The 16,543-nt window shown below is 63.2% G+C and carries 15 protein-coding genes, 3 tRNA genes and 1 riboswitch; of the genes, 4 read left to right on the top strand and 14 right to left on the bottom strand.

The window, feature by feature from the left end:
* Positions 1-28: 28 nt before the first annotated feature.
* Both AC2CQI_RS00145 and AC2CQI_RS00150 read right to left on the bottom strand, forming a co-directional pair.
* A complete protein-coding gene (locus tag AC2CQI_RS00145) occupies positions 29-1,333 on the bottom strand; it encodes a C4-dicarboxylate transporter DctA (protein WP_484578716.1) in 1,305 nt (434 codons plus the stop codon).
* A 221-nt stretch (positions 1,334-1,554) separates the two neighbouring features.
* Complete coding sequence (locus tag AC2CQI_RS00150) at positions 1,555-1,869, bottom strand: helix-turn-helix domain-containing protein (RefSeq protein WP_075802463.1); 315 nt, start codon at positions 1,867-1,869, stop codon at positions 1,555-1,557.
* Between the two features lie 243 nt (positions 1,870-2,112).
* Between AC2CQI_RS00150 and AC2CQI_RS00155 the strand changes: the two genes are divergently transcribed.
* Entirely contained in the window at positions 2,113-3,816 is a 1,704-nt protein-coding gene (locus AC2CQI_RS00155; RefSeq protein ID WP_484578717.1) for a putative bifunctional diguanylate cyclase/phosphodiesterase, read from the top strand.
* Positions 3,817-3,915: 99 nt separating this feature from the next.
* On the opposite strand, the gene AC2CQI_RS00160 is transcribed toward AC2CQI_RS00155, so the two are convergent.
* From AC2CQI_RS00160 to folD, 11 genes are all read right to left on the bottom strand, one after another.
* Positions 3,916-4,410 (bottom strand): Lrp/AsnC family transcriptional regulator, encoded by a 495-nt coding sequence (locus tag AC2CQI_RS00160; protein WP_484578718.1) that lies wholly within the window; start codon positions 4,408-4,410, stop codon positions 3,916-3,918.
* Positions 4,411-4,422: 12 nt separating this feature from the next.
* A complete protein-coding gene (locus tag AC2CQI_RS00165) occupies positions 4,423-5,247 on the bottom strand; it encodes an ABC transporter ATP-binding protein (protein ID WP_484578719.1) in 825 nt (274 codons plus the stop codon).
* Positions 5,248-5,250: 3 nt separating this feature from the next.
* The gene (locus AC2CQI_RS00170; RefSeq protein WP_075802460.1) at positions 5,251-5,964 is read right to left on the bottom strand and encodes an ABC transporter permease; all 714 of its coding nucleotides are present in this window, start codon (positions 5,962-5,964) and stop codon (positions 5,251-5,253) included.
* Positions 5,961-6,605: an ABC transporter permease gene (locus tag AC2CQI_RS00175; protein ID WP_484580686.1), complete on the bottom strand. Its 645-nt coding sequence runs from the start codon at positions 6,603-6,605 to the stop codon at positions 5,961-5,963. The genes AC2CQI_RS00170 and AC2CQI_RS00175 overlap by 4 nt, the downstream gene beginning before the upstream one ends.
* Positions 6,606-6,741: 136 nt before the next feature.
* The gene (locus tag AC2CQI_RS00180) at positions 6,742-7,521 is read right to left on the bottom strand and encodes an ABC transporter substrate-binding protein (protein ID WP_484578720.1); all 780 of its coding nucleotides are present in this window, start codon (positions 7,519-7,521) and stop codon (positions 6,742-6,744) included.
* A 269-nt stretch (positions 7,522-7,790) separates the two neighbouring features.
* A complete protein-coding gene (locus tag AC2CQI_RS00185; protein ID WP_484578721.1) occupies positions 7,791-8,837 on the bottom strand; it encodes an ornithine cyclodeaminase in 1,047 nt (348 codons plus the stop codon).
* A gap of 28 nt (positions 8,838-8,865) precedes the next feature.
* The gene (ctlX, locus tag AC2CQI_RS00190) at positions 8,866-9,783 is read right to left on the bottom strand and encodes a citrulline utilization hydrolase CtlX (RefSeq protein ID WP_484578722.1); all 918 of its coding nucleotides are present in this window, start codon (positions 9,781-9,783) and stop codon (positions 8,866-8,868) included.
* Positions 9,784-9,916: 133 nt separating this feature from the next.
* A complete protein-coding gene (locus AC2CQI_RS00195; RefSeq protein ID WP_484578723.1) occupies positions 9,917-10,834 on the bottom strand; it encodes an ABC transporter substrate-binding protein in 918 nt (305 codons plus the stop codon).
* Entirely contained in the window at positions 10,831-11,181 is a 351-nt protein-coding gene (locus AC2CQI_RS00200; RefSeq protein ID WP_075802454.1) for a (2Fe-2S) ferredoxin domain-containing protein, read from the bottom strand. The genes AC2CQI_RS00195 and AC2CQI_RS00200 overlap by 4 nt, the downstream gene beginning before the upstream one ends.
* Positions 11,182-11,306: 125 nt before the next feature.
* Complete coding sequence (locus AC2CQI_RS00205) at positions 11,307-13,241, bottom strand: TonB-dependent receptor plug domain-containing protein (protein WP_484578724.1); 1,935 nt, start codon at positions 13,239-13,241, stop codon at positions 11,307-11,309.
* Positions 13,242-13,359: 118 nt separating this feature from the next.
* Positions 13,360-13,565: riboswitch (cobalamin riboswitch) on the bottom strand.
* Positions 13,566-13,748: 183 nt separating this feature from the next.
* Positions 13,749-14,603 carry a bifunctional methylenetetrahydrofolate dehydrogenase/methenyltetrahydrofolate cyclohydrolase FolD gene (gene folD / locus AC2CQI_RS00210; RefSeq protein ID WP_484578725.1) on the bottom strand — a complete coding sequence of 285 codons (855 nt, stop codon included), beginning with the start codon at positions 14,601-14,603 and terminating at the stop codon, positions 13,749-13,751.
* Between the two features lie 278 nt (positions 14,604-14,881).
* Between folD and AC2CQI_RS00215 the strand changes: the two genes are divergently transcribed.
* The 3 genes from AC2CQI_RS00215 to AC2CQI_RS00225 all read left to right on the top strand — a co-directional run bounded on the left by AC2CQI_RS00215 (position 14,882) and on the right by AC2CQI_RS00225 (position 15,215).
* A tRNA-Arg gene (locus tag AC2CQI_RS00215) sits at positions 14,882-14,958 on the top strand.
* Between the two features lie 43 nt (positions 14,959-15,001).
* A tRNA-His gene (locus tag AC2CQI_RS00220) sits at positions 15,002-15,077 on the top strand.
* 53 nt (positions 15,078-15,130) lie between these two features.
* A tRNA-Leu gene (locus AC2CQI_RS00225) sits at positions 15,131-15,215 on the top strand.
* A gap of 133 nt (positions 15,216-15,348) precedes the next feature.
* On the opposite strand, the gene AC2CQI_RS00230 is transcribed toward AC2CQI_RS00225, so the two are convergent.
* Complete coding sequence (locus AC2CQI_RS00230; RefSeq protein ID WP_484578726.1) at positions 15,349-16,515, bottom strand: Arm DNA-binding domain-containing protein; 1,167 nt, start codon at positions 16,513-16,515, stop codon at positions 15,349-15,351.
* Positions 16,516-16,543: the final 28 nt, after the last annotated feature.

Below are 16,543 nucleotides of genomic sequence, written 5' to 3' on the forward strand. Positions count from 1 at the left end.
GGTCGCTCCAGAAGATATCGGTCATGCGTCAGAAGTCTTGCTGATGGGCCGTCTTGCGCGGCTGGAAGTTATAACCCTGCTTGCCCTCGAGCACGTTGTTGGCGCGCTCCAGGTCGATGTCCTTCTCCCAGCGGGCGATGGCCACGGTGGCCACGCAGTTGCCGATCAGGTTGGTCAGCGCGCGGCCGATGCCCATGAACCAGTCCACCGCCAGCACCAGCACCAGGCCCACCACCGGGATCGCCGGGATCGCGGTCAGGGTGGCGGCGAGGATCACCAGCGCCGAGCCGGGGACGCCGTGGGCGCCCTTGGAGGTGACCAGCGACACCAGGAGGATGGTCAGCAGGTCGGTCATCGCCAGCGGGGTGCCGGTGGCGTTGGCGATAAAGACGATGGCCAGGGTCAGGTAGATGGAGAAACCGTCGAGGTTGAACGAGTAGCCGGTCGGGATCACCAGGCCCACGGTGGAGCTGCCGATGCCCAGGTGTTCCAGCTTGCGCATGATCTGCGGCAGCACGGCGTCGGAGGAGGCGGTGCCGAGGACGATGGTCAGCTCTTCGCGCAGGTATTTGAGGAACGGCAGCATCTTCAGGCCGGACACGCGCATCACCACGCCGAGGATCAGCAGGACGAAGCCGGCGCAGGTCAGGTAGAACAGCGCCACCAGGCCGCCCAGGTGCTGCAGGGAGTCCAGGCCGTACTTGCTGGTGGTGAAGGCGATGGCGCCAAACACGCCGATCGGTGCCAGGCGCACGATCATGCCCATGATGCGGAAGATGATGTGGCTCAGTTCGTTGATCAGCCGCGAGATGCCCGAGGCCGATTCGCCCACCAGGTTCAGCGCACTGCCGAACAGTACCGAGAACACCAGGACCTGAAGGATGTTGTTGTCGGCGAAGGCACCGATCACCGAGGTCGGGATCAGGTCCATGAGGAACGCGGTGGTGCTGTGGATATGCTGGCCACGCTCGGCAAGGGCGCCGGCGTCGGTGGCCGAGAGCTGGTCCAGATGGATGTTGGCGCCGCTGCCGATGCCGGTGCTGAAGGCCAGCACCAGGCCGAGGACCAGGGCGATGGTGGTGAGGATTTCGAAATAGACCACCGATTTCAGGCCGATGCGCCCGACTTTCTTCAGGTCGCCGGCACCGGAAATGCCGCTGACCACCACGCAGAACACGATCAGGCCGATCAGCATCTTGATCAGCTTGATGAAACCGTCACCGAGGGGTTTGAGTTGCAGGGAGAGGTCGGGGAAGCTCAGGCCACAGGCGATGCCGAGCATCAGGCCGAGCACTACTTGGAGAAAGATCGAACGCGAGCACCATTTGAGCATGGGAGGGATCTCTGATCGGTGTCCTGGCTGCCATGACGAGGATGGCGCGTCGGACTTAATTATTGTGGTCTTACCGGTATGTCCAGTGCGCGGCCACTATACGCACCGGATTTTCGCTTTCGCAAGAGGGTAGGCGACAATTGGTTTTACCGGTCAGACCAGTAATATCATATTGATATTGCGCTTGTACGTCGCGAACCATTCTGTCGCGCAGCCTGCCTTCAGGAATCGGCGAGCGCCTGATCGACGGCGGCGATCAGCTTGCTCAGGTCCTGACGCGGGGCTTTGTGGATGACGCCGAACAGATAGGCGCGTTGTTCTTCTTCGCTATCGAGTTCGGTAAAAAAGGCGGTGAGTCTGACGCCCAGGATTCGGGCAAAGATGACGAGGGCTTCGACGCTGGGGGTGTAGGTACCGGTTTCAAAGCGGCTTATGGTCTTGGGGTCGAAACCGGCACGCTCCCCCAACTCCGCCTGGGTGAGCCCCGCGACCTTGCGATAGCGTCGGATGGCTGACCCCAAACTTGAAATTTCCATCGCTCAATTCCCTTTTAGAATCAAGAACTTAACGACAAATTATTTTAAAGGACAACCTCCGCTGCCATCACCTTGGATTGCAAAAGGTGATGCTTCTCGTAGAATTTGTGCCCTGGACAGGTTTTCCCGCAGCGGGTTTCGGTGAGAACAACCCGTATCTTTACTGCGGCTCATGGAGCTCTATCGTGCGTCCCAAGTTGCCAATCACTGCTGTGCAGCAGACATCCTCCGTCGGGGTGGCCCATGGGTGAGGGCTACCGCACCGCCGTCGATGCGGCCGCGATCTTCTCCGAGACCGACCTTGACGGGCGTATCACCTACGTCAATGACCAGTTCTGCGCCATCTCCGGCTATAGCCGCGAGGAACTGCTGGGCGCCGACCATCGCCTGCTCAATTCAGGCCAGCATGGCCCGGAGCTGTTCCGGGAAATGTGGCAGGCCCTGACCGGCGGCCAGGTGTGGAAAGGCGAGCTGTGCAACCGGTCCAAGGACGGCTCGCTGTTCTGGGTCGACAGCACCATCGTGCCGCTGTTCGACCGCGACACCGGCGAGCTGCGCAAGTACGCCTCGATCCGTTTCGATGTCACCCACAAGCGGCAGATGATGCACACCCTGGAATGGCGGGTGGGGCACGACCCGCTCACTGGCCTGCCCAATCGTTCCTGCATCGGCGAGCTGCTTGAAGAGATGCTCCTGCGCGCCCGCGCGGCACATGGCTCGCTGGCGGTGTGCATGCTCGACCTCGACGGCTTCAAGGCGGTCAACGACGGTTATGGTCATGACAGCGGCGACCTGTTGCTGGTGGAAATGGCGCGGCGCCTGAAGCATTTTCTTGGTGTCGGCGACGTCCTGGCGCGTTTGTCCGGTGACGAGTTCGTGCTGATCCTCGGCGACCTCCAGGGGCCGCCGTGCCTGCAGGACACCCTCGAGCAGGTCCTTCGCGCCCTGGCCGTGCCCTGCGTGATCCGCGGGCGCTCCATCAGCGTCAGCGCCAGCATGGGCGTGACGCGTTTCCCCCACGACAACGACGACGCCGACACTTTGCTGCGGCATGCCGACCAGGCCATGTACCTGGCCAAGCAGCGCGGGCGCAATCGCTACCAGTTGTTCGATGTGTCGCTGGACAAGGAGGTCAAGGCCAACCACCAGACCGTCGAGCAGGTGCGGCACGCCCTGCAGCATGGCGACCTGTCGTTGTACTACCAGCCCAAGGTCAATATGCGCAGCGGCGCGGTGGTCGGGTTCGAGGCGTTGCTGCGCTGGAATCACCCGCTGCGCGGCGTGGTGCCGCCGGGGGATTTCCTGCCGCTGGTGGAGCGTACCGACCTGATCGTCGATATTGGCGAATGGGTCATCGACCGCGCCCTGGCGCAGATGCAGCAATGGCAGGCACTGGGCTGCTACTGGCCGGTGAGCGTGAATATCGCGGCGCGGCATTTCCAGCGTGATGATTTCGTCGTGCGCTTGCAGCGCTTGCTCGCGCGGCATGAAGCGGTGGCGCCGCAGATGCTCGACCTGGAGATCGTCGAGTCGGTGGCGATCGAGAACCTGCAGCGGGTCAGTGATTGCCTGGAAGCCTGCCAGCGCCTGGGTGTGCGTTTCTCGCTGGATGATTTCGGCACCGGGTATTCATCGCTGAGTTACCTCAAGCGCCTGCCGACCCAGACCATGAAGATCGACAAGTCCTTTATCCAGGACATCCTCCACGACCAGGATGACCTGGCTTTGACCCGCGCGGTGATCGGCCTGGCCCGGGAGTTCGACCGCCAGGTGATTGCCGAGGGCGTGGAAACCGTGGCCCATGGCGAACTGCTGATGGACCTGGGTTGCGATATTGCCCAGGGCTACGGGATTTCCCGGCCGATGCCGGCCTGGCAGGTGGTGGAGTGGGTGGAGCGGTTCCAGCAGCCCAGGGAATGGCGGGTGAAGGCTTTAGGAGTGCTGTGATGCAGATGGCCTCATCGCTGGCAAGCCAGCTCCCACAGGTTACGCGAACCCTGTGGGAGCTGGCTTGCCAGCGATGAGGCCGGTACAGGCAGCAGAAAACTACAGCTGTGGCGCAGTGTTCTTGACCACCGCCAGCTCCGGATGCGCCACCAGCTTGTCGATATGCAGCTCGTCGTTGTTCATCCAGGTCTCGGTCAGCACCCGGTAGTGCTCCATGTCCCGGCAACGCATCCTCAGGCTGTAGTCGAAATGCCCGCTGATCAGCTGGCATTCGAACACCTGCGGACAAGCCCTGACACACGCCTCGAAAGCCTTCTGCGCCGAACGCCCGCTCTGGTTCGACAACGCCACCAGGACCAGCAAGGACAACCCAGGCGAGACCATCTGCACATCGATGATCGCCCCGTAGCCGCGAATCACCCCTCGTCGCTCCAGCTTGCGCACCCGCTCCAGGCAGGGCCTGGGCGTCAGGTGCACCAGGGTCGAGAGCTTCTCGTAGGTGATGCGGCCGTTATGCCGCAGCACATCGATGATCGCTTCGTCGATGCGGTCCAGCGGCGGCGTGGCGTGGGTCGGGTTGGCCTTGGTATCCATGGTGGCGTTGTTTCACTTCAAGCGGTTGGAAAGAAATTGCTGCAGGCGCTCGCTTTGCGGCTGGTCGAGAATGCTCGCGCTTCCCTGTTCCTCGACCCGGCCCTGATGCAGGAACAGCACCTGGCTGGACACCTGGCGGGCAAAGCCCATCTCGTGGGTGACCATGAGCATGGTACGACCTTCCTCGGCCAGCGTCTGTATGACCTTGAGGACTTCTCCTACAAGCTCTGGATCAAGGGCTGACGTCGGTTCGTCGAACAGGATGATCTCCGGCTCCATCGCCAGGGCCCGGGCGATGGCCACCCGCTGTTGCTGGCCGCCGGAAAGGAAGGCCGGGTACTGGTCGGCGGCGCGGGCCGGCAGGCCGACCTTGTCCAGGTAGGTGCGCGCCCGCGCCTCGGCTTCCTGCTGGCTGACCCCCAGCACCCGGCGCGGGGCCAGGGTGATGTTCTCCAGCACGGTCATGTGGCTCCACAGGTTGAAATGCTGGAAGACCATGGCCAGGCGTGTGCGCAGGTTCTGCAGTTGTGCCGGATTCGGCCCGCGACCCTGGCGCATTTCGATGGTCTGGCCGTCGAGGGTGATGGCGCCGGCTTCCGGCTGTTCGAGGAAGTTGATGCAGCGCAGCATGGTGCTCTTGCCCGAGCCGCTGGCGCCGATCAGGCTGATCACGTCGCCCTTGCGCGCCTGCAGCGAGACGCCCTTGAGCACCTGGTGATCGCCGTAGCTTTTGTGCAGCGCGTCCACCGTCAGCTTGATCGCGGCGCTGTTGGCGGCGGCAACCGGTTGGGCGGTGAAGGAAGGTTGGATCGACAAGGCGTGTGCGGAAGTGGTCATGGGTCAGCCTCGGGAAGGAACGAGAAAACGCATCCAGCGTCGTTCGGCCAGGCGGAACAGCCCGACCAGCGCAAAGGACAGCAGCATGTACAGGAGCGCGGCGATGCCGAAGGCCTGGAAGGTGAGGAAGGTCGCGGCGTTGGCGTCGCGGGCCACCTTGAGGATGTCGGCAATGGTCGCGGTGAAAGCCAGCGACGTGGCGTGCAGCATCAGGATCAGTTCGTTGCTGTAGGACGGCAGCGAACGCCGCAGCGCCGCCGGCAGGACTACGAACAGGTTCAGCTTCCAGCCATGCAGGCCGTAGGCCTGGGCTGCCTCGATCTCGCCATGGGGAATGTTGCGGATGGCCCCGGCGAAGATTTCCACGGTGTAGGCGCAGGTATTCAGGACGAAGGCCAGCAGGGTGCAGTTCAGCGCATTGCGGAAGAAGCGGTCGAGCATCTCGTGATCGCGTACCACCTCCAAGCCGTAGAGCCCGGTGTAGCAGATCAGCAACTGGATATACAGCGGCGTCCCGCGGAACAGGTAGGTGTAGAACTCCACCGGCCAGCGCAGCCATGGCTTGCGCGAAACCCGCGCCAGCGCCAGGGGCAGCGAGAGGAAAAACCCGGCGACCATGGTGACGATGAACAGCCACAGGGTCATGGCCAGCCCGGAGAGTCCGGCGCCGTCGCTGTACAGGTAGGCCAGGCCGTATTCCTGGATCAGTTCGATCATGATGCGAGTCCCTTGATGCCGGTGTTGTAGCGCCGCTCCAGGCGCTTGAACAGGCGGTTGGAGAGGGTGGTGATCAGCAGGTAGACCAGACCGGCGATGATCAGGAAATACAGGACGTTATTGGTGCTCTTGCCGGCGTTCTGCGCAGCCTTGACCAGGTCGGCGAGGCCGATGATCGAGACCAGCGCGGTGGACTTGAGCAGCACCAGCCAGTTGTTGCCCAGGCCCGGCAGGGCGAAGCGCATCAGTTGCGGGAACAGCACCAGGCGAAAGCGCTGGGCGCGGCTCAGGCCGTAGGCGGTGGCGGCTTCCAGTTGCCCGGCGGGGACGCTGAGGATGGCGCCGCGGAAGTTCTCGGTGAAATAGGCGCCGTAGATGAAGCCGAGGGTCAGCACCCCGGCGGCGAACGGGTCGATCTCGAAGTAGCCCCAGCCCATCCATTCGGTGAAGTCGTTGAGCCAGATCTGGAAGGTGTAGAAGATCAGCAGGATCAGCACCAGGTCGGGCACGCTGCGGATCAGGGTGGTGTAGAGGGTCGCGGGGATGCGCAGCAGGCGCACGGGCGAGAGCTTGGCGCTGGCGCCGATCAGGCCGAGCAACAGGCTCAGGCCGAGGGACAGGAAGGCCAGTTTCAGGGTCATCCAGGTCCCTTGCGCCAACAGCGGGCCGAAGCCCTGCAGGCTGACAGAGTGAAGGAGGTCGTTCACGGGAAAGTCTCGATGGACGTTGGGTGTGCCGGTGACCTGGGCGCCGGGCCCAGGTCACCGCCCGGGCGGGTCACTCGTTGTAGATATCCAGGTCGCCCACGTACTTCTGCTGGATCCTGGCGAAGGTGCCATCGGCCAGCACGGCAGCGATACCTTTGTTCAGCAGCTCCCGGAGCTCGGTATCGTTCTTGCGCACGCCCATGGCGATATCCAGCGGCAGGGTCGGGTCCTTGATTGCCGGGCCGCTCTGGAAGCCGGCGCCTTCAGGCTTGGTCAGGAAGTTGAGCTGGGCTTCGAGCTTGTCGGTGACGGTGGCGTCGAGGCGGCCATTCATCAGGTCGGCGTAGTTCTGGTCCTGGGCCTGGTAGGCCTTGACCTGGGCCCCCAGCGGCGCCAGCTTGGCGCGGGCGTAGGCTTCCTGCAGCGAGCCTTGCAGCACGCCGACCGACTTGCCCTTGAGCGACTCCGGCGTCTCGCCGAAATCCGCGCCCTTGCGCACGATCACCGAGGTCGGGCTGAGGAACAGGCGGTCGCTGAAATCGATCTGTTTCTGCCGCGCCGGGGTCACGGCCATGGACGACATGATGGCGTCGAACTTGCGCGCGCGCAGGGCGGGGATCATGCCGTCGAACTCGTTGTGCACCCAGGTGCACTTGACTTCCAGCTTGGCGCAGATCGCATTGCCCAGCTCGATATCGAAACCTTGCAGGCTGCCGTCGGCAGCGACGGACTCGAAGGGAGGGTATTCGGGGAAGACGCCGAAGCGGATTTCCTTCCATTCCTGGGCCTGGGCCGCGCTGGCGCAGAGGGGCAGGAGGAGGACGCCGAGGAGTTTGCGCAATGAAGTCATGTGTGGGTTCCCTGTGTTTTGTTGTTGATGTAGGGCAGTTGGAAAATCTTCGCGGGTGTGAGCCGTGGGGTCTTGCAGTGACTCTCTGGTCAGGGGCTCAGGATGCGTGATGACAGCGGATTTTTTGTGTCGTAAAGGCCGGCGCTGACTGCCGGAATATGCTGTTAGCGGCGCATGGCGCAGCCGATTCTGTCGAGGCACCTCCTGTTTTGGCTTTGGCGCAGCGTTTTCCGATCCGCCGCGCTCTGGTCGCGGCGGATTCGGCTGGCTCAGGCGCGCTTCTTCTGCACTGCGGAAACCGCCGGCTGGAGCAGGGCGTAGAGGTCTTTCGGGTTCTTCAGGTCCGGCACCAGTTCGATCTCGCTGCCGATCTCCAGGGCCTTGGCCACATCCAGCACGTAGCGCAGCGCCGAGTAATCCTCGATGGCGAAGCCTACGGAGTCGAACAGGGTCACCTGGTCTGCGGTTTCGCGGCCCTGGGCCTGGCCGTTGACCACTTGCCAGAACTCGGTCACCGGCGAATCGGCCGGCATCTGCTGGATCTCGCCTTCGATGCGGCTTTGCGGTTCGTACTCGACGATCACCCGGGCGCGCTCGACGATGTCACGGTGCAGTTCGGTCTTGCCCGGGCAGTCGCCACCGACGGCATTGAGGTGCATGCCGGGTTCGATCATCTCCGGGGTGAGGATGGTGGCGTAGGCCTTGTCGGCGGTGACCGTGGTGACGATATCGGCGCCGCGTACCGCCTCGGCCACCGATTTGGCCAGGACCAGGCGGATGTCCGGGTAGGCGGCAAGGTTGGCAGCCAGCTTGGCGCTGGCTTGCGGGTCGAGGTCGTACAGGCGGATTTCATCGATGCCGAGCAGGGCATGGAAGGCGATGGCCTGGAATTCGCTCTGCGAACCGTTGCCGATCAGCGCCATGCTGCGGCTGTCCGGGCGGGCCAGATGGCGCGCGGCCAGGGCCGAGGTGGCGGCAGTGCGGATCGCCGTGGTCAGGGTCATTTCGCTGAGCAGCAGGGGCTTGCCGGTATCGACATCACCCAGGGCGCCGAAGGCCATGACCGTGAGCATGCCGTTGTGGGTGTTCTTCGGGTGGCCGTTGACGTACTTGAAGGCGTACAGGTTGGCGTCCGAGGCCGGCATCAGCTCGATCACCCCGTCCGGCGAGTGGTTGGCCACCCGCGCGCACTTCTCGAAATCGTGCCAGCGCAGGTAGTCCTGGCGGATGTACTCGGCCATTTCTTCCAGGCAGGTGGTCAGGCCTTTGCGGGCGACCAGGTGGCTGAGGTCGGTCACGTCGATATAGCGGGTCATGAGGGCTTCCTTCTTCTAGGCGGCGGATTCAGTTGCGAACGGGCAGGTGCACTTCGGCGAGCATGCAGCGCGCGCTGCCGCCACCGATGCGTTCGATATGGTCGATATTCACCACCACCGGGTGGCTGTGGCGCTCGGCCTGGCGACGCTGCGCCGGGCTCAGGGAGTTCCAGGCGCTGCGCGACATCACCAGCAGCGCCTGGCCTTGCTTGTCGTGCACTTCGAGCATGTTGCCGGCGAAGCCTTCGAGCTGGTCGAAGTCCAGGGCGAGGATGTCCTTGCCGGTGTCGCGCAGGCTGCGTTCCAGGGTGTAGCGCTCGGCAGCGTTGGGTAGGGCGTCGAGGCAGGCCACGGCGAGCTGGCGGCCGACGCTCATCATCACGTTGCTGTGGTAGATCGGTGCCTGGTGGCGGTCGACCGCATGGAACACGCAGAGGCGGTAGTCGAGGCGCTCGGCGAACTCGCGCAGGGCCTCGCCATGGGTGCGCCCGGAATGGCAGGCGTAGCTGATGCGGTGCTCGCGGTCGAGGACCATGCTGCCGGTGCCTTCGAGGAAAATCTGCTGCTGCTCCAGCGGGCTGAGGTCGATGGTGTGGCGGATGGCGAAGCGCTCGTCGAGCGCGCGCAGCACGCCCTTGTCCCGCTCCAGGCGGCGGTTATGACCTTCCATGGGGTAGAGCACCAGGCTGCCGTCGGCGTGGCTGCTCCACCAGTTGTTGGGGAAGATCGAATCCGGGGTGTGTGGTGCCGGGGTGTCCTGGACGACCAGTACCTCGACGCCATGCTGGCGCAGGGTGTCGACATAGCCGTCGAACTCTTCCAGCGCTTTCTGCTGTGCACTGTCGGCGTCCAGCAGCGGCTTCTGGAAGCGGTTGTTGAGGGCGGTATCCGGGTTGAAGGCGAATCGCGCCGGGCGGATCATCAGGACCGTATTTGTTGTTTGCATCGGGCACGCATCCAGGGGTTGGCGATGCGTTCATTTTCCTCCCGATGGCGCCGCAATCCCGGCTGAAGCACGTGGAGTGCCCAGCGGGGAAAGCTGAAACCGGCGCTTTCGCAGCCGAATCGGCTGCGTGCCTTCAGTCGCTCATTGCTGCCAGCTCACGGGCCAGGTGCAGGGCGGTGCGGGCGCTGTGTTCGCCGGCGACCAGGTGGGTGAAAGGCAGGTCGATCAGGCGCTGTTCCTTGACGGCGCGCAGGTGGGACAAAGCCGGGTGTTTGCTCAGGTAGGTGCGTTTCGCTGCGGCGGTGGACCACACGGCGTCGGCCAGCAGCAGGACGTCCGGGTCCAGTTGCAGCAGGGTCTCGGCATCCACTGTAACGCGGTGCAGGTCGATGTCGGCGAGTACGTTGCGGCCACCGGCGTTGGCGATCAGCTCGGTGACGAAGCCTTGCTTGCCTTCGCTGTCGAGGCCGCGGGTTTCGCTGTCCAGGTAGAAGACTTTCAGGGGTTTGTGTCCGGCAGCGAGCTGGTGGGCGGCGTTCAGGTCGTGCTGCTGTCGGGCGATCAGGTGTTCGGCCTGGGGCTGGCGGTCGAGGAGGCGGCCGAGGGTGCGCAGGTCCTGTTCGATGGCCTGGAAACCGCTGGCTGCTGGTTTAGGTGTGCAGGCATTTTCCAGCAGGTAGCTGGCGATACCGTGCCGGGCCAGATCACGGCGGGGGCCGACGCCGTCGCGGAAAGCACTGTAGAAACCGCCGATCACCAGGTCGTAGCGCCCGGTATAGAACACCTCCGGCGAGGGGTATTGGCGTGACAGCAGTGGCACGCCGCGATAGCGGTTATCGGTCAAGGCGCTGGCATCGTCATCTATATAGCTGACGGCAGCCAGGGCCGGGCCGGCTTGCAGCGCCAGGACCATGTCGGCGGCATGCTGGTTGAGGGCGAGGATGCGCTGCGGTGGTGACTGTCGCAGGGTCCAGTCTTCGCCGCAGTTGCGGTAGTCGAGGGCGTGGCCGGTGGTGCTCAGTAGCAGGGTGAGCCAGAGCGCGTGCTTCATGGATTGCTCCTGTTGAGCAGCAGGTTCTCGACCGGTTTGCCGTCGACCAGGTGTTCCCGGGCAAAGCGCCGGGCATCGTCGTGACTGGCGATGCGGTACCAGCAGCGATCCGGATAGACCGTGGCGATCGGCCCGAGATTGCACGGGAACTGGCAATGGGTGCGGGTCAGCAGCACGCCGTCCCTGGTCTCGATCCGGTCGGCGGCGAGCAGCTCGTTGCGTACCGTCTTCCACACCTTCAGCGCCCCGCGCAAGGTGCAGCGCGGGCCGGTGCAGAGCATGACGTGACGGGCATGCTCGGGGATATGCGACCAGTCGGGGTGGGTGGGGATGTCCTGTTCGTTCATGGTGTGTCCTTGGTAAAGCATCGCTGGCAAGCCAGCTCCCACAGGTTCAGCACAAAGCTTGAGACCTGTGCAGTACCTGTGGGAGCTGGCTTGCCAGCGATGAGGCCATCAGTTACAGCACAAGGTCAGAAGCTGTAGGTGTACCGCGCTTCAGCCGTAAACGGCCGCCCCAGGTTCCCGACCCGCCGCGACCCGCTGTCCATGCTGGTGGTGTAATCCCGGTCCAGCAGGTTCTCCAGCAGCAGCGCCAGGCGATGCTGGCGCCGGGCATCCAGGTACCGGTAGGCATCGGCATCCACCACGCTGTAGTGCCCGTAGTCGATATCCCGCGGGCTGACCACGCTGCCGATGTAACGAATCGCCGCACCGGCACCCCACATACGATCGGCGGACTCATAGCCGACCCGGCTGCGAGCGAAGAAGCCGGGAATGTTGTTGATGGTGGCGCCGTTACGCGATTCGCTCAGGTTGCGGGTCATGTCCGCCTGCACCTGCCAGCGGTCACTGAGCTGTACCTTGCCGTCGAGTTCGAAGCCACGCACGGTGATCTCGCCGTCGCCGTTGACCCACTGGGTGTCGACGAGGGTGATCAGGTCCTCGATGCGTCGATGGAACAGCGTACCGCTGACATTCCACGGCTGGCCGTTGAGCAGGTTGCTGTAGTCCAGGCCCAGCTCGGCGTTGCGGCTTTTCTCCGGTTTGAGGTTGGGGTTGCCCATCTCGTCGCCGGGCTCGTTGACATACAACTGCTCGGCATTGGGCAGCTTGTAGGCCGAGCCGAACTGGCCACGCAGCTTGAGGTTGTCGGTCAGATCGTAGAGCGAGGTGATCATCCCCACGGTGGCGCTGTCGCCACTGCTCAGGTGCTCGCGGCGCACGCCGATGCTCGGGTGCCAGTCGGGCAGGGCGGCGATCTCGGGGCGCAGTTGCAGGTACAGGGCATGGGCCTCGGCCTGGTTCTGGTCGATCTTCAGCACATCGTCCTTGCCCTTGAACCACTGGTTGTCGCTGCCGAACACCAGGGTGTGGCCGCCGGGCAGCACGGCCTCGCCCTCGGCCTGCACGCCCCAGTCGCTGAAACCCCAGTAGTCGTTGTGGTTGAGCACGCGCGGCGTGCCATCGGCGTTGTTGTAGACCCGGTTGTAATTCGTGTCCCAGTCGTTCATGTGACCTTTGACGAAGTAACTGAAACGCTCGTTCAGATGCTGCTGGAAGGTGGCCGTGGCGATCTGCTGGACGCGGTCGTTGGTGGTGTTGCGGTTGGCGTCGGGGCGCAGGAAGTCGAGGCTGGCGGCGCTGTACTGGTAGAACAGCTCCAGGCGGCTATCATCGCCGAAGCCCTGGGTGGCCTTGGCCCCGAAGGTGTTGACCTCGTAGCCGCGCTTGCGGTCGCTGACCGTCGCGGTGATGTCGCTGCTGTGGTACGGCTGGTAGCCCTCGGAGATGTTGTGGCTGACATAGGCCAGCAGGCCCAGGTCACCGAAGCCGTTGCTGAAGATCCGTTCGATGCGCGCATCGCCATTGCGCCCGGCGAAGCTGTCCACGCCCAGGTTGACCTGGCCCGACGCATCCCGGGACTGGGCGTTGCGGGTGACGATATTGATCACCCCGGATACTGCCTGGGTGCCGAACAACAGGCTCTGGCCGCCCTTGAGCACTTCGATGCGCTCGATGGCGGCGGCTGGCAGGGTGTCGATGTAGATGCCGCCATAGAGACGGTTATTCAGGCGCACGCCGTCGAGCAGGATCAGGGTGTCGTCGTTGCGTCCGCCCAGCAGCGAGTAGGTGCCGTAGTCGAAGGGGCCTTGCTTGGGCGCGACATACAGGCCCGGGACGAACATCTGCAGAACCCGGGTGATATCGGCGCTGGGGCCGGCGCGTTCGATCTGCTCGCGCTCCACCACTTCGACCTTGCTGCCGTAGCGGGCCATCTGCGCGATGGTATTGGACTCCACTGGTGGCGCCGAGACGAACTGTCGCTCCAGTTCCAGGGTTTGCGCGAACGCGAGGGTATTGCCGCCCAGCAGGCAGCCAATCAAGGAGAGATAACGTGTATTCACTGACTTCTCGAAAAGGAATTTTCGGGAAGCGCACAGGAGGGAGCTGGCGAGCGCGCGCCAGACTACCGGCTCGTGCCCGCCCACCGCAGGTTTGCCAAATGACTGACGCATCCGTTCTTCAGTCGTGATGCTTCAGGCCGGTCTCCGGGCTTGCGAGTCTCGAAGCCATTCGCCTTCCCATGCGTCCTGCGCACAGTGGCTCTGTTGAAGGCTTCACTCGCTTACCGTTGCGGGGGCAGCGCCGGACTTGTCATCTAAGACTCACCGGCTTCCCGTTTCACCTGCCGCGCGGCGGCGGCAGACACCTGAAACGGGCGGCATCTGACCATTGGGGTGACCGTTCGTCAACCTCTCCGGGTGGGGAGCGGCAAGCTGCAAGCTGCAAGCGACAAGAAAAAGCGGGGCGGGGGAGGTTTTAAGATGGGAGGCTGCAAGAAAAGGCTGGTACACCACGGTCTGCCTTTTCTTGCAGCTTAAAGCTTAAAACTTAAAGCTTGGGACTGCGCGTTACTTATGCAGCTCTTCCGCCGCATACAAGGTGTTTTCCAGCAGGCAGGCACGGGTCATCGGGCCAACGCCGCCCGGTACCGGGGTGATCCAGCCGGCGCGGGGCAGGGCGGTCTCGTAGACCACGTCGCCGACCAGCTTGCCGTCTGCCTGGCGGTTGATGCCGACGTCGATGACGATGGCGCCTTCCTTGATCCACTCACCTTTCACCAGGCCCGGCTTGCCGGCGGCGACCACCACCAGGTCGGCACGGCCGACATGGCCGGCGAGGTCCTGGGTGAAACGGTGGGTGACGGTGACGGTGCAGCCGGCCAGCAGCAGTTCCATGGCCATCGGGCGACCGACGATGTTGGAGGCGCCGACGACCACGGCGTTCATGCCGTACAGGTCCTGGCCGGTGCTTTGCAGCAGGGTCATGATGCCTTTCGGAGTGCACGGGCGCAGCAGCGGGATGCGCTGGGCCAGGCGGCCGATGTTGTACGGGTGGAAACCGTCGACGTCCTTGTCCGGGCGGATGCGCTCCAGCAGCAGGGAGGCGTCGAGGTGGGCCGGCAGCGGCAGTTGCAGGAGGATGCCGTCGATGTCCGCGTCATTGTTGAGGCGATCGATCAGGTCGGTCAGTTCCTGCTGGCTGGTGCTGCTGGGCAGGTCGAAGGCTTGCGAGATGAAACCGACTTCCTCGCAGTCCTTGCGTTTGTGCGAAACGTAGACTTGGGACGCCGGGTCGGTGCCAACCAGGATCACCGCCAGGCCGGGGGTGCGCAGACCTTGCTGGCGACGTTCAACGACACGTTGGGCGATCTGCTGGCGCAGGCTGGCGGCGATCGCCTTGCCGTCGATAAGTTGTGCAGTCATGACGGGTGATTAACCATCGAGAGAAAAAAAGAGCGCGCATTCTCGCATGAGCCGCGCGCAGGGCAAAGGCGCTTGGTCCGGCAATTGCCCTAAGCCCTTCAATAAAATGAATTTTTTTGAAAAACATGTTGACGCTCCAAAAGGGCGTCTATAAGATGCGCCTCACTTGTCGGGCAGGGCCTAGCACTGGTTAGCAAGGTCGGGCAGAATGAGCGGATTTGGCTTGTTCGGTACGGCTAACGTTAATTTGTAATCGCAAGCGAAAGCAGATTAAATATGCGCCCGTAGCTCAGCTGGATAGAGCATCCGCCTTCTAAGCGGATGGTCGCAGGTTCGAGTCCTGCCGGGTGCGCCAATCAAGGCAGCTTTGGCACAAGTAAAAAGCAGCATGCAATATGGTGGACGTAGCTCAGTTGGTAGAGCGCAGGATTGTGATTCCTGTGGTCGAGGGTTCGATTCCCTTCGTCCACCCCATATTCCAGAAGGCGCCTGATGAAAGTCTGGCGCCTTTGCTTTAAATGCTTCACGCGGACGTGGTGAAATTGGTAGACACACTGGATTTAGGTTCCAGCGGCGCAAGCTGTAAGAGTTCGAGTCTCTTCGTCCGCACCATCTAAGCGTCTGTTTTCAAAGGGTTTTCTCCCGGCGACTCTCAAAATGGGAGCAGGTTGGGAACACTTTGGGAACCGCAGCAAGAAAAAAGGCAGCCTTCATGGCTGCCTTTTGCGTTTGCGGACCGCGGCCATCAGAGCCGCAGCGCATGTTCCAGCATGCCGATCATGTCCGGCCCGTCCTGGTGAATCCATTTCCCGTAGTGTTTCCAGATCATCGCCGTCGAGGTGTGCCCCATCTGGTCGGCAATCCAGTCCAGCGGAACCACGCCGGTGCTCAGCGTCTGGCTGGCATAGGTATGCCGGCAGTTGTTCGGGCCGCGGTACCGCACCCCCACATTTTCCAGATGCGCACGCCACCAGGTCTTCACCAGGACATCGGAACTCGTCCAGGCGGCGTTGGTGGTGGTCTTGTGGAAGATGAAACGCACCTTCTGCTGCTTGACCGTCCTGTTGTCGCGATCGGTAACGTCGACGGTGACCAGCGACTGGCCCCTGGTGAAGCGGATCTGTGATCGCAGCGCTTCCAGGGCGGGCTTGATCAAACGCACCTCCCGGGTAGATCGGCGGTTCTTGGTCACCCGGTAGTTGCTGCGCACCTGCGATCGACGGAATTTCACCGCGCCAGTGTCCAGGTCGACGTCCTCCCAGGCCAGGGCGATCGCCTCCGATACCCGTGCACCGGTCCAGATCATGAACTGGATCAGGTTGATCTCCTGTTGGTGATCGGGATCGCCGCCCAGGATGAGATCGATCTCGCTCCGTTCGAATGGATCGGGGTCGTCGGCGTCGGGGAGACGGACGGTGATTCCCTCGGTGGGGTCGTGGGCAGATTTGTTCCTGGTGCGGTACAGCGTGAAGATCTGCCGGACGATGCTCAGGATCTCCCGGACCGTCTTGTTGTGAAGCACAGGCATCAGCGTCTTCTGGATCCAGGTCTGCAGATCGAGGTGGTCGATCTGGTCGGCCTGGCGGTGTCCCCACATCGGCCGGATGTGGTTCTTCACCTTGCTGGCGTAGGCCAGGAAGCCCGATGTGGCCATCTCGTTGCGTTTGATGTCCAGCCACAGGTCGATGAAGTGGCCGAAGGTGTTGCTCTGCACCCGGGGCGAGTCAGGGAAGTGGCGGGCGTAGCTGAATGTCCCGGATTGGATCTCGTAGTTGATGATCCCGACCAGGCGTTCGGCGTTGGCCACGCTGGCGGGGGAGGCGTCGCCGGGGATGGATTCCCGACACAGTTCGCCCTGGTAACGGAAATACACGCGGACACGATTGCCGCGGACTTCTACTCCATCAGCCATTGGATTTTCACTCACGAAGGAAAACGGC

This window comes from Pseudomonas sp. P2S-1 (assembly GCF_057197725.1).